The 13,733-nt window shown below is 54.7% G+C and carries 11 protein-coding genes; 10 read left to right on the plus strand and 1 reads right to left on the minus strand.

Annotated elements, in window-relative coordinates; all coding sequences use genetic code 11:
- Positions 1 to 14: 14 nt before the first annotated feature.
- Positions 15 to 566, minus strand: a complete 552-nt coding sequence (locus WMW72_RS14230; protein WP_341416154.1) for a helix-turn-helix domain-containing protein — start codon at positions 564 to 566, stop codon at positions 15 to 17.
- A gap of 149 nt (positions 567 to 715) precedes the next feature.
- On the opposite strand from WMW72_RS14230, the gene WMW72_RS14235 reads away from it, so the two are divergent.
- The 10 genes from WMW72_RS14235 to WMW72_RS14280 all read left to right on the plus strand — a co-directional run bounded on the left by WMW72_RS14235 (position 716) and on the right by WMW72_RS14280 (position 13,709).
- Positions 716 to 1,375 carry an alpha/beta hydrolase gene (locus WMW72_RS14235; protein ID WP_341416155.1) on the plus strand — a complete coding sequence of 220 codons (660 nt, stop codon included), beginning with the start codon at positions 716 to 718 and terminating at the stop codon, positions 1,373 to 1,375.
- Positions 1,376 to 1,382: 7 nt separating this feature from the next.
- Positions 1,383 to 2,153, plus strand: coding sequence for a DODA-type extradiol aromatic ring-opening family dioxygenase (locus WMW72_RS14240; protein WP_341416156.1), 771 nt, complete (start codon positions 1,383 to 1,385; stop codon positions 2,151 to 2,153).
- A 20-nt stretch (positions 2,154 to 2,173) separates the two neighbouring features.
- Positions 2,174 to 3,562 carry a hypothetical protein gene (locus tag WMW72_RS14245; RefSeq protein WP_341416157.1) on the plus strand — a complete coding sequence of 463 codons (1,389 nt, stop codon included), beginning with the start codon at positions 2,174 to 2,176 and terminating at the stop codon, positions 3,560 to 3,562.
- A gap of 230 nt (positions 3,563 to 3,792) precedes the next feature.
- The gene (locus tag WMW72_RS14250; protein ID WP_341416158.1) at positions 3,793 to 7,665 is read left to right on the plus strand and encodes a WG repeat-containing protein; all 3,873 of its coding nucleotides are present in this window, start codon (positions 3,793 to 3,795) and stop codon (positions 7,663 to 7,665) included.
- Positions 7,666 to 7,896: 231 nt separating this feature from the next.
- Positions 7,897 to 8,730, plus strand: coding sequence for a MerR family transcriptional regulator (locus WMW72_RS14255; protein ID WP_341416159.1), 834 nt, complete (start codon positions 7,897 to 7,899; stop codon positions 8,728 to 8,730).
- Positions 8,731 to 8,936: 206 nt separating this feature from the next.
- Positions 8,937 to 9,203 (plus strand): sensor histidine kinase, encoded by a 267-nt coding sequence (locus tag WMW72_RS14260; protein ID WP_341416160.1) that lies wholly within the window; start codon positions 8,937 to 8,939, stop codon positions 9,201 to 9,203.
- A 64-nt stretch (positions 9,204 to 9,267) separates the two neighbouring features.
- Complete coding sequence (locus WMW72_RS14265; protein WP_341416161.1) at positions 9,268 to 9,624, plus strand: nucleotide excision repair endonuclease; 357 nt, start codon at positions 9,268 to 9,270, stop codon at positions 9,622 to 9,624.
- A gap of 249 nt (positions 9,625 to 9,873) precedes the next feature.
- Positions 9,874 to 10,917, plus strand: a complete 1,044-nt coding sequence (locus WMW72_RS14270; protein WP_341416162.1) for an ABC transporter substrate-binding protein — start codon at positions 9,874 to 9,876, stop codon at positions 10,915 to 10,917.
- A 30-nt stretch (positions 10,918 to 10,947) separates the two neighbouring features.
- Positions 10,948 to 12,057, plus strand: a complete 1,110-nt coding sequence (locus WMW72_RS14275; RefSeq protein WP_341416163.1) for an ABC transporter ATP-binding protein — start codon at positions 10,948 to 10,950, stop codon at positions 12,055 to 12,057.
- Positions 12,054 to 13,709 (plus strand): ABC transporter permease, encoded by a 1,656-nt coding sequence (locus WMW72_RS14280; RefSeq protein WP_341416164.1) that lies wholly within the window; start codon positions 12,054 to 12,056, stop codon positions 13,707 to 13,709. Before WMW72_RS14275 ends, WMW72_RS14280 begins: the two co-directional genes overlap by 4 nt.
- The last annotated feature ends 24 nt before the right edge of the window (positions 13,710 to 13,733 follow it).

Consider the following 13,733-nt stretch of genomic DNA (forward strand, 5'->3'; position numbering starts at 1 on the left):
CTGGAACAAGCCGCTTACAAGCCGCGATCGGCCGCATCCGCTTCCGTGTAGACCGAGATGAGTACAATCGCCAGCTCCTCGCCGATATTCTTCACGATATGAGGCGTGCAGGCATTCCAGGAAAATGAATCCCCCGCGTCAAATTCAGCCCAGTCTTCGCCCTGCTGAGCATGAATCCTCCCTTGAATCACCACATGCACTTCCTCGCCCTCATGAGCATGAGGAGCTTCGCCAGTCGAAGCTCCGGGAGGAAGCTCTACCAGCATCATCCGCATATTTTTCGTCGAGCTTAGATGCTCAACCCGCAGCTTCTCCGCACCGCTGGTCGTGACCTTCCGCTCGTCTTTGCGGACGATCTGCATCCGTTCTTCCTTTTTCAGCAGCAAGTAAGCAAGCGGCACCCTCAAAGCCTGTGCGATGCTTTCCAGCGTGGCAATGGAAGGAGAGGTTTTATTGGTTTCGACCTGACTGAGGAAGCCTTGAGACAGGCCGGTTTCTTCACAGATCTGCGCGATTGTAATTTTCTTGCGCTTGCGGATTGCCCGTATGTTGGAGCCGATATCCATAGTGATCCCTGTCTTTCCAAAATATTTGTGATAGTGAATATATATTTATATTAACAATGATTTGATTGACACGCCAGCGGAACTGCGATAAATTACTTATATAAAATATAATTTTCTATTACTAATATTTCATTTCGAAGGAGAAATTTATGAACACATCGTATTCCTATGATGTACAGCTTCCGACTGAGATGGACTCCGATAAAACCTATCCGGCTGTATTCACCCTGCACGGGAGAGGGTCCAATGAGCGGAATATGGCAGGGCTGGTGGCGCCGCTGGAAGGCGATTTTATCAGGATTCATATTCGCGGAGATCTTCCGCTAGGCTCGGGCTATCAATATTATGAGCTGAAGAGCTTTGGCAATCCGATCCGGGAGTCGTTCGATCAGGCCGTTCAACAACTTCAAGCGATCATCGGTCAACTGACCGAGCAGTACCCGATCGATCCAGGCCGCCGCTACCTACTGGGCTTCAGTCAGGGCGCGATCCTATCAATGACGCTGGCGCTTGCGATGGGCGACCAGTTGAAGGGCATCGTGGCGCTGAACGGGTATGTACCTGAGTTTGTTAAGACCGAATATTCGCTGCGCGATATCCGGGACGTCTCGGTCTTCTTGTCCCATGGAGAGTATGATTCTATATTCCCGGTGCAGATCGGACATGAGACGGCGGCTTATGTGGGCGGCCTAACGCCTCGTCTGACCTTCCATACCTATCCGACCGATCACAGCGTGTCCGAAGAAAATCAACGCGACTATCTGGCTTGGCTGCAATCCGATGCCGGGCTTACAACCCCTAAGGAGTGATACGATTATGATGCCCTCATATTTTTTTGCGCATGGCGCGCCATCGATTGTTCTGGAGGATAACGAATACACCGCTTTGCTAAAATCCTTCGCGGCAACTCACCCTAAGCCTAAGGCGATCGTGCTTTTCTCTGCGCACTGGGAGCAAACGACGCAAACGGTGGCTGCGGCAGAGCAGTACAGCACGATCTATGATTTTGGCGGCTTCCAGGATGAGCTGTACCGGATGACCTACCCGGCGCAGGGGGATCGTCCGCTAAGTGATCAGATTCAATCGCTGTTTGCCCAGCACGGAATTCCGAGCGTATTGGACGAGGAGAGAGGACTGGATCACGGAGCCTGGGCGGTACTCAAGCTGGTGTATCCCGATGCTGACATTCCGGTTATCGCGCTGTCGGTTAATCGTTATCTGACCAACGAGCAGCAGTATGAGATCGGCAAGGCATTGTCCGCGCTGCGTGAGCAGGATGTGCTGATTATCGGCAGTGGGGGAACGGTCCACAATCTCAGAAGATTGAACTGGCGGGCGAATGGGGTTGACGACTGGGCCGAAGCGTTCGATAATTGGCTGGAGAGCAAGCTGGAAGCCTGGGATACCGCTTCGCTGTTCAACTACATGGAGCTCGCGCCGCATGCGCAGGACGCGGTGCCGACGAGCGAGCACTTCATTCCCTTGCTGCTCGCCATGGGCGCAGGCGATGAGACCCGTCAGGCCAAGCTGCTGCACCGCAGCTATCAGTATGGGAACCTGAGCCTTAGCTGCTGGCAATTCAATTAATGTAAGAAGGCGATTCGGCAATGGTTTTAACCGTAAGGGCAATAACGGTAAGGACGATTATTTTTTTGCTGGCTGCGACGTTCATCGCGCAGCAGCTTACCCACTTTGGGCCGCTGCTCTACGTAGTAGGCGGCCTTGTCTTTGTAGCGGTCGTGCTGCTGCTGCCCCAGCTCAAGGGGATGACGCGGTGGCTGACCGCTTGCTTTATGGCCGGCGGCGCCGTGCTCTTGCTTCTGCGGGGGGCTGATGCCCGGCACTGGTTCGAGGCGGCCGGCATGAATGTTACGCTGGTCACCTTATTTGTCTTCGCGCCGTTATTCGGCATTCCCGTCCGGATTCCGGCCTATGTAGAGGCTCTCAAGCGGTTCTACGACACACGCGTGCGAAGTCAGACGGCTTTATTCACGGGTACCCAGCTGCTGACCCAGATCATGGGGGCCTTTATTAACGTAGGGTCCATTCCGGTCGTGTACCATCTGGCCTTCGTCAAGCCTCGTCCAGACGGTATAGCCGGACTGCTCGCCCAGGCGATGAACCGGGGATTCGGGGCGGCCATCTTCTGGTCGCCTTATTTTGCGGCTATGGCGCTTGTCACCTCTGCGCTGGAGGTCCAGTGGTCGTCGCTGCTTCCGTACATGGCGGGCTTATCGCTGCTCAGCCTTCCGGTTAGTCTGGCCTTGGAGGCGCGCAAGCTCCGCGCGCAGGACGCAGTCGCCTCGGTCCCGGCTGAGCAGGCCGCAGCAGCGCAGCAGGTAGAGCCTGGTGCCGGAGATGCTGCCGGATTTCCGCGAGGGCTAGGCCTCTATCTGGCAGCGGCCATTGCCATCGTGCTGCTGCTGGAGCAGCTGGTGCAGTTGCCGATGGTGCTGATCACCTGCATGGCCGCGGTGCTGTTCCCGCTCATCTGGTGCTTAGCCAAGGGCGCGATGCCGACCTACAAGCAAGGGCTGGTGAACCATGTGACTATCACGCTGCCTGCGTTGCAGAAGGAGATCGCGTTGTTTCTGGCCGCAGGCTTCTTCAGCGGCTCGATCGCGGCAACCGGACTGGGGGCATCCGTGCCTGCGCTGCTGGGGGCATTCCCGCTGCCGGTGCCTGTCACGTTCTCCATCCTGACCGTAGCCTCCGTGATCCTGACGTCCATGATCGGTCTGCATCCGATCGTGCTGGTTACGATTCTGGCTACGGGTATCGATCCTGCTGCCGTGCAGATCAGTCCGGTCTATTTCGCGGTGCTGCTGCTGGGGAGCTGGGGCATCTCCAACCCGCTCTCGCCTGCCTCTGCGGTGAACAATCTGCTTGCAGGGCTGGCGGGCCGCCCGCTGTTCGGGCTAGCGCGATCCAATTATCTGTTCGCCGCCGTGATGGCGCTTGTACTTCTCCTTTATCTCGGTATCTGTTTCTCCTGAATCCCGTCTAGCGGGCCCAAGACCTTAGAGCAAATTCTTAGCCCTAAGGTCTTTTGTCATGGGCTTTAATGCCCGTTCCTGCTTGTGTTCATCTACTTTTTGCCTATGAATGGGGCTGCAAAAGGGAGGATATTCCTAGTCTACGTAGAATTATAAGATTGATTTATAAAACTATGTGCAATTATCTACAAGAAAGGCGGGGTCGTATGGTGGTCAGGCAATGGTTGTCCATGATAGTCGTATGCGCTTTACTTATTAGCGTTTTTCCGGCAGGCTCGCGGGCTGAGCAGCAGCTTTCGTTCGCTATTGAGCCCAGTTATGGGGGAGCCGCCCCCTTTATTGATGGCATGGCTGCTGTAGAGCAGCAGGGGAAATGGGGATACATCGATACCAAGGGAACGTTAGCCGTACCTTTTCAGTACGATATGGCTCAAAATTTCACAGATGGACTGGCTGTCATAGGCACGAGAACTCAAGAAGTGAGAAAGTTCGGCGTGATCAATAACAAGGGCGACAAGCTTACCTCCATCAGCTATGATGATGCGACGATCCTGGAAGGCGGCTACGTCATCGTCCGGGTTAAGGGCCAGTCGGATAATGTTTGGGTGGACGGCAAGGTCGGCCTCGTGGGCAGAACGGGAGAACTTCTTCCCCCGGTGTACGAATCGATTACGGGACCTAATGAAGGCGTATTCATCATCCAGAAGGGTGGGCTCTATGGCTATGTGGATGCCAAGGGGAAGCCTCTGACGGAATTGATCTACAGCGAGGCCAATAGCTTCTCAGACGGGCTCGCGCTGGTGAAGTGGGACGGCAAGGCCGGATTTCTGAATCATCAGGGGGAAATCCGCTTTGTCACCGACAATCCGTCGGATTACTCCCACAGCTTTTCCGAAGGGCTGGTGAGCTTCCGGCAGGACGGCAAGGTCGGGTATATGGATACGTTTGGGAATATCACCATCAGTCCTAAATATCGGGAGGCCTGGCCGTTTGATCAAGGCTTGGCCTTTGTCCGAAAGGACGACAAATGGGGGTATATCGACCATACGGGGAAGGTAGTCATTCCCTTCCGATATGATGACACGGCCAGCCGCATTCAGAGCGGGCTCGTGCTGGTAGCTAACGGGGAGGACTATATTCCGCAGGCCTCTGCCGACCAGCACTTTGGCAAGGGTAATGACCTAGGTTATAAAGTGCTGAGCACGAAGAAATACGGCTTCGTGAATACCAAGGGCGAGGAAGTTGTTCCGCTGCGGTACGATTATGCGGATGATTTTGTAAGGGGATATGCCAAGGTCGGGAAAGCCGTCGCCGGGGCTGATGGAGACCGGTACAAGTATGGCTACATCGATGTCTCGGGTCAAGAGGTCGTTCCGCTGCGTTATGATTTTGTCGGGGGCGACTTATGGGATGGTTACCGCGGCTTTACGGAGGGACTCTCGCCTGTGTCCAATGGAGGCAAGGGAGAGCATCAGGATTATGAGGGCGGCCGGTGGGGCTATGTGAACCACAAGGGCCAAGAGGTCACACCACTGAGTTATACGTATGCCTGGTCCTTCAGTGAAGGGATGGGCCGGGTGGAGAAGGATGGCAAGCATGGCTTTGTCGATGCCAGTGGCAAGCTGGTGATTCCTTGTATCTATGAAGACGCTGACGACTTCAAGAACGGGATAGCCTTGGTTCAGAAGGACGGCAAGCTTGGCTACATCGATGTGACGGGCCGTGAGCTGACGGGGATGGTCTACGCCAGCGGCAAGCCGTTTATTCATGGAACGGCGCTTGTTCAGCTCGAGAGCACGCGTAAGATGGGCTACCTGCGCAATCCGCTGCCGGAGGTGGCGCCGGTCCGGGCCGTGTTCGAGTCTCAGGGCGAGGGGCAGCCTGCCCTGGTCACACTGACAACGAATACGGAGCAGGCCATTATTTATTACACCACCGATAACAAGGACCCTCTTAGAAATTTGGTTTCGGCGACCACGCAGCAATATACCGGGCCTTTCCCACTGGGCAAGTCCGCCACCATCCAGGCGATTGCCGTGGCCAAAGGCATGCAGAACAGTCCGCTCGCTTCCATCGACTACAAGCAGAGCTATACACCTTCCTCGCTGGCTGCTCCAGAGGAGCCTGACGAGAACTCCAGTCCGGCTCTGGACAAGCCGCAGTCCCCGAAGGAGGACGATTTGGACGGCTTCACCGACCTTGCGGACCATTGGGCCAAGCTGTCGATTCTCTGGGCCGTGGACAAGAAGATTGTCAGCGGCTACCCGGACCGCACGTTCCGTCCGAATCAGCGCGTGACAGAGCCGGAGTTTCTCAAGATGCTGCTGGGGGCTTACCCGGACATTGCCGTCAAGACGGACGAGGGCGCCACATGGCACGCTCCCTTCTTCCAGGCAGCTGAGCAGCAGAACTGGCCGCTGCTTCGCGAGACTGACGGCACCCGGTTCAACCGGGGTCAGGTGGCTCGTTTATTGGCCGCTACGCAAGGGTTTGCCTTCGATCACACGAAGGATGCCGTCCAGTACGTACTGGATCGGAGTATCGCCGGAGGGAAAACGTCCGCTACGGTCGAGGGCTTCGCGACGGAAGACGCGCTAAGCCGTGCGGAAGCGATGACGCTGATTCAGAACTTGAAGGTGCGCGGCTTCAAACTTGTCAAAGCCGACATCAAGCCGAACTCGCAAAGCGCCGAGTTTATCGTACGGGGACTCGCGATCGGGGATACGGAGAAAAAAGTCATCGACCAGTTGGGCGAACCGGCCCGCAAGGACATTAGCGAATACGGCTTTTTCTGGTATATCTACAACCAGGATTACGCGAACTATGTGCAGGTTGGGGTGCAGGACGGCAAGGTGGTTGCTCTGTATTCCAACTCGGATAATTGGTCTTCGACCCGGAAAATCAAGCTCGGGTCTCCGCAGAGCGAGGTGACCAAGGCTTACGGCAGTGGCGAGTTCAGACTTCAGAAGGAAGGCAAGAGCTTTTATCTTAGCTTCGACAATACCCAGATGTATCAGCAGGCGGGCAGTTACGTCACCCTGTTCCTGGACAAACACGCCAAAAACACGGTGACTGCTATTTTGATGGTGGATGAAGCCGTCGAGGATGGCATGATGGATTATTACCCAACGGAAACCGAGGAGCTTCGGACCGCTTACGAGAGACAGAACGTAGACTTGGTCAATGCGATCCGCACGCGGTTCGGCTTGGCTCCGGTCCAAGAGGATAAGCTGGCTGCCAAGGTGGCCAGAGAGCATAGCGAGGATATGAGGAATCGCAAGTATTTCGCGCATGAGAATTATAAGGGCCAGCAGCCGGACGACCGGTTCAAGGCCGCAAGGTTGCCTTATAGCTCCGTGGGCGAAAATATTGCGGCGAATCAACGAAACATCATCTTTGCCCACGAGGCGTGGATGAACTCGAAGGGTCACCGTGAGAACATTCTGAGCGACTGGCAGCGGCTGGGCGTCGGGGTTGCTTTCAATAAGAAGGACGATTACCATCCGATGGATAGGGACTCTAACATGTACTACACCCAGAATTTTTTCAATATAGAAGGCAAAGACATGGAGAAGTCCTACCAGCAGAAGCTCGGAGAGGAGAACGAGAAGGAGGCTGCGAAGGAATCGCTGAAAACCTATCCGTTCGACGATAGCCTGTTCGAGCTATATGTGCATCATCAAAGCGAACCGGGGCCTGATGGCAGCCGCATGAGCTACTACGGCTTTTACAATAAAGAATCGTTTACGCTGCCGCCTTATAGCGCGATTTATGTGACGGCCGGCACCTCCTTCGTGAAATTCGAGGAGGATTATTACAACTATAACTATGGTGGCAAGCTCGTAGCTGCCAACCATTCCGCGGAGCCGAAGGTGATCAAGGCGAAGGGGATTGATTATACGAAGCTTGAGCAGATTTACAGAAGCGAAATGGGAACCGTGACGGACGCGAACGGAAAAAGCGTGAAGCTTACGGCCACAGGGCCGTATGTCCGACTTGTTCAATTCAAGCAGGATTTCGACGAGTCCAAGGATTACAAAAGCTACATCGACCAGAACGCCGTCATGACGGTTCGTCCGTGGGTGACCGTCAAGCCTCAATAAGCAAGTTCAATACGATACCCGGCAATAAATCTAAGAGCCACCGGTCTCTGCTTTCAGACACTAGGAAGCGGGATTCGGGGGTTCTTCCCCATTGAATCAGGCGTAGCTTCAGACGGATCGCTGCCTCTTGGATATTTGTTACGGTGAAGGGTTGACTCTGCCACGGTGTCAGGCTTTATGATCGAAGCAAGTTAAGCTTTTTGCGCAAAAACTTAATGGAGGCTAACCCTTATGTTTAAAATCGGCGATTTCTCCAGACTGTCGAGCATCAGCATCCGGATGCTGCGGCACTATGACAAGCTGGGGCTGCTGGTACCGGATTATATCGACGAGCAGACCGGCTACCGTCACTATACGGCCAGACAGCTTAGACAAGTTAACAAGATTCAGAGGCTGAAGGAAATGGGCTTCACCCTGGGCGTCATCAAGGAGATGCTGGCCCGGCAGGACAGCATCGAGCAGCTCCGCTGGTATTTCTCCGTGCGTGAAGCCGAGGTTAGGGAAGAGCTGGATCTCCTGCACAAGCAGAGCAAGCTGCTGGAAAGCTCTATTGAACTATTAAGAGAGGACGTGGTACGGATGGATTACCATGTAACGGTTAAGGAAATACCGGCACGCCATGTAATCAGCTTGCGGCAGATTATTCCCTCGTATGCACACGAAGGTCAGCTATGGGAATCTGCAGGAGCGGAAATGGCCAGGCAGCATGTAAGTCTGGCTGAGGTGCCTTACGTAGTGGCGATCTTCCATGATCCCGAGCATCGGGAGAGCGACGTGGACGTTGAGGTCCAGCTAGCGGTCGAAGGCCGCTATGCCGATCAGGGCGGGATCGTGTTCAAGGATGTCCCCGGTATCCGGGTGGCGTCCGTGATGGTGCATGGCAGCTACGATCAGATGCAGGCGGTGATGGAAGCGACTGCCCAGTGGATGGAAGATCATAGCTACGGACTGGGCGGCCCGATGTTTAATATTTACCACGTCTCCCCTGCCCAGGATCCTAATCCGGACAACTGGGTTACGGAGGCATGCTTTCCCATCGTGGAGCTTCGACCGTCAGGCGTATAAGCAAGCGTAGTTAGGCATTCCCGAAGCAAGGGGGCCGGTTAGGGTCGATGGATCCTGCCGGTCCTGTTTTTTTATCGAAATTCTTGGTGCACCTAACAATCTTACTGCCCGAAAAAAGTAGAATATGTACGATACATACAGCTAGAGTATCATATGCACAATGAGGGAGTCGGAGAAGAAGGGTTCGAGCGTATTCAGGCTCAGGAGTGGATATCTTCCTAGAAGCGATCGCATGGGAGCAAAAGCTTCTCGTGTCGGTTCGCGATGAGGGGATCGGCATCGCGCCGGAGCATGTGGACGCGATCTTCCAGCGTACCTACCGGGTTCACCCGGCGGACCTTGCCTCGGGAAACGGCCTTGGACTTCCAATCGCCCGGGAGATTGCTAAGCGGCATGGCGGGAGTATCCGGGTGGAGAGCGGGCCGGGCGAAGGCAGCCGTTTTGTCCTGACATTGCCTGCTTTCAAGCGATAGAGGATAGTCCTGACGGGAAAATTGTGATAGGATGAGAGCTATCTAACATGAGGAAGTGAAGCTAGTGATCCAGATAACGATTCCTGCACCGGATGTGACCATTGAGAAGCAAGCGGCTCCCGAGCTGAGCCATATTTACGGATTTACGGATTTTCATCTGATTTCCCGCGATAAGGGCGGTATTTTTATGTTTTACAACGCCAAGGATGAGCTGCTCTTCGTAGGCAAGGCCCGCAAGCTGAGACCGCGGATCAAACGGCATTTTGAAGACACCGTTTCGGTCATTAAGGATCACCGGGACGAGGTCAGCAAGATCGCCGTATGCCTGGTCGAGGAACCGCTGGACCGGGAGATTTATGAAACCTATATCATCAATACGCTCAAGGCCAAGTATAATATCGATAAGGTACTGTACAAGTAACTCCTATCTGCGATCCCCGTGTTTCCGGCTTACCGGGAACGACGGGGATTTTTTGCGTGGAGATTATAGACCAAGTATAGCTGAAGGTGTGAACTGACAATCTAAGTGTAGCCTGGGGATTGCGTCAAAAAAGATGACGCAGGGGCAGATTTAGTTAAGGATTTTAGATGATATTTTTGTATTTTAGGATTTAAAACGGTTTCATAGTTGTTAGAATAATGATATATCCAGATGAGGGGTGACATACAGATGAGAAAGTGGTTCAAGGTGTCAGTTATTGTTACGTTACTAGTTGGCTTGTTGGCGGCTTGTGGGAGTCCCGATTCCAATACGAAGGGCAATGAGAAGGCTGCAGGCTCGAATAAACTGGTTGTGTATACACCGAATAGTGAGGCTATGATCAATGCGTTAATCCCGATATTCGAGAAACAAACAGGTATCACGGTGGAGCTTGTCTCCGCAGGCAGCGGCGAGCTGCTCAAGCGGATTCAGTCCGAGAAGGCTAATCCGTATGCGGATGTTATGTTCGGCGGCGCGTATGCGCTTTATAAGGAAAATGCGGATATTTTCCAGAATTACGTATCTTCCAATGATTCCGCTCTGCTCGAAGGTCACCGGAATACATCCGGCTTCATGACCTCTTATGTATCGGACGGAAGCGTGCTGCTCGTCAACACCAAGCTGGCGGGCGATATTCCGATCAATAGCTATGCTGATCTGCTCAATCCGAAGCTGAAGGGCAAGATTGCGATGGCCGATCCGGCCAACTCGAGCTCGGCGTTCGCACAGCTGACGAATATGCTCAAGGCGATGGGCGGGGATTATACGTCCGAAGCGGGCTGGAAGTATGTGGGCGAGCTGATCAAGAATCTCGGCGGCAAAGTCGCCGGCAGCTCCAGCAAGGCGCATAAGAGCGTCGCGGACGGCGAGTATGTGGTCGCGCTCACGTATGAAGATCCTTCTGTCAGCTATGTCAAGGATGGAGCCCCTGTACGCGTCGTATATCCTTCGGAGGGTGCAGTTTTCCTGGGAGCGGGCGCAGGTGTGGTGAAGGGCGCCAAGCATGAGGATAACGCCAAGAAATTTATCGACTTTATCATCTCCAAGGAAGGACAGGACGCGCTTGGCCAACAAACCACCAACCGTCCGCTCCGCAAGGATGCCCAAATTGGCAGCTTCATGAAGCCGATCGATCAGATTAAAGTCATTCAAGAAGATACGGAATATGTGGGCAGTCACAAGAAAGAGATCGTAGAGCGCTACACGACCTTGTTCACAAGTTTGTCCAAGTAATTGCAATAAGCAGGAAGCAGGTGTAACAGCATGAGCGTTGCTATATCCTTTAAGAATATCGTCAAGAAGTACGGAGATACCGTGGTGATCCCGGAGCTGTCGCTCACGATCCAGAAGGGTGAGTTCTTCACCCTCCTGGGGCCTTCGGGCTGCGGCAAGACGACGCTGCTGCGGATGGTCGCCGGGTTCAACAGCATCGAGGGCGGCACCCTCGAGTTCAACGACCGGGTGATGAATCAGATGGACCCGGGCAAGCGCAATATCGGTATGGTGTTCCAGAACTATGCGATCTTCCCGCATCTGAGTGTTACGGAAAATATCGCCTTCGGGCTCCAGAACCGCAAGACCGGCAAGGCCGAGATCAGCCAGCGCGTGCAGGAGATGCTGAAGGTGGTCCAGATCGAGGCTTACAAGGACCGGATGCCCAAGAACTTGTCCGGCGGACAGCAGCAGCGCGTGGCGCTGGCCCGTGCGATCGTCATCAAGCCGGATGTGCTGCTGATGGATGAGCCGCTGTCCAACCTCGATGCCCAGCTGCGCGTCGATATGCGTAACGCAATCAAGAACATCCAGCAGGAAGTCGGCATCACGACGGTCTACGTCACGCACGATCAGGAAGAGGCGATGGCCGTGTCCGACCGGATCGCGGTGATGAAGGGCGGCGTCATCCAGCATGTCGGCACGCCTCGCGAGATCTATCAGCGTCCGGCGAACCTGTTCGTGGCGACCTTCATCGGGCGCACGAACATTCTGGACGCCAAGCTGTCGGCTTCCCCGGATGGCTCCGCCCGGCTGGAGCTGGGAAGCGGCTATACCGAGCAGCTGCCAAGTCTTGCGATGGACGGAACGGGACTCAGCTCACAATTCGTGAAGCTGTCGGTCCGTCCGGAGGAATTCATACTGTCCGAAGACGGGGAGGGACTCTCCGGTAAGGTGGTCAGCAGCGTGTTCCTGGGTCTGAATACGCATCTCTTCGTACAGCTGGAGAGCGGGCAGCAGGTGGAGATTATCCAGCAGTCCGCAATGAGCGGCATTATCAAGCAAGGGGAGAGCGTCCGGCTCAAGATCAATACCCGTGCCATCAACGTCTATGATGCCTCCGGTGAGATCAACCTGACCCCGCAAGGAGCCAGCCTATGATCGGCCGGATGAGACGGGGAGATGTCTGGAGCTACATTACAGCCGCAATCTTTCTAGTATATATCGTGTTCCTGGCGCTTCCCTTGTTCATGCTCTTGATCAAGAGCTTCTTCGATGGGACGACCGGAGCGTTCTCACTGGCGTACTTCCAGAAGTTTTTCAGCAAAGCCTATTATATGAACGCGGTGTGGAATAGCATCAAGGTGACGGTATCCGTCACGATATTATCCATGATCGTAGCCGGACCGCTGGCTTATATCATGTCGACGATTAAGATCAAGGGCAGCTCGACCGTCCGCATCCTGATCCTGATCTCCTCCATGTCCGCGCCGTTCATCGGGGCGTACGCCTGGATCTTGCTGCTGGGCCGGAGCGGGGTCATTACAAAGTTCATGGATCAGGTCCTTGGATTGAAAATGCCGGATATTTACGGATTCACCGGCATCCTGATCGTGCTCACCCTGCAGCTGTCGCCGCTGATCTTCATGTATGTCTCCGGCGCGCTGAACAATGTTGACAATTCCTTGATGGAAGCGGCGGAAAGCATGAACTGCACTGGTCTGCGCAAGATGTGGAAGGTGCTGGTTCCGCTGATCACGCCAACGTTGCTGGCGGGCGGACTGCTGGTTTTCATGCGGGCATTTGCCGACTTCGGAACGCCGATGCTGATCGGGGAGGGCTTCCGGACGGTACCGGTGCTGATCTTCAATGAATTTATCAGCGAGGTCGGCGGTGACGACGGCTTCGCGGCGGCGATCAGCGTAATTGTCGTGGTGTTTGCAACAGCGGTGTTCCTGCTGCAGAAGTATATCGCGAACCGTAAGTCTTACAGCATGAGCGCACTCAATCCGATTGAGCCCAAGCAGCGGAAGGGATGGGCGAACTTCGCCGCCCACGCGTATGTATATCTGTTCACGGCTGTGGCGATGATGCCGCAGGTGTACGTGGCCTATACATCCTTTCAGAAGACCTCCGGTAAAATTTTCGTGGACGGGTATTCGCTCGACAGCTACCGCGCCGCTTTCTCCAAGGTAGGGGATTCGATCTACAATACGTTTTTCCTGGCGGCTGTCACGATTATTATCATTACCTTCGCCGCGGTGCTGATCGCCTATGCGACGGTCAAGCGCAAGAGCGCGGTGGCCAATCTGCTGGATACGTTCACGATGCTGCCGTATATTGTACCGGGCTCGATTCTTGGGATTGCTCTGCTGGTCACGTTCAACAAGCAGCCGCTTGTGCTGAGCGGTACGGCCGTCATCCTGATCATCGCCTTCGTTATCCGGCGGCTGCCGTATACGATCCGCTCCAGTGCGGCGGTGCTGCACCAGGTCAATGACAGCATTGAGGAGGCAGCCATCAGCCTGGGGGCTTCGACGATGAAAACCTTCTTCCGCATCACGGTGCCGATGATGCTCTCGGGTGTTGTCGCTGGCGCGATCCTGAGCTGGATCAGCATCATCACGGAGCTCAGCACCTCGATTATTCTGTACACGGGCAATACGAAGACGATGACGGTCGCCGTCTATACGGAGGTCGTCCGGGGCAACTATGGTGTCGCCGCGGCGTTGTCAACGCTGCTGACGGTGATCACCGTCGTATCGCTGCTGATCTTCTTCAAGCTGTCAGGCAAGAAAGAAATTACGATGTAACCCTGTCGGTCCCGCGTCAAGCGG

This window comes from Paenibacillus filicis (genome assembly GCF_038070315.1).
In the GTDB taxonomy this organism is placed as follows: Bacteria; Bacillota; Bacilli; order Paenibacillales; family NBRC-103111; genus Paenibacillus_G; species Paenibacillus_G filicis.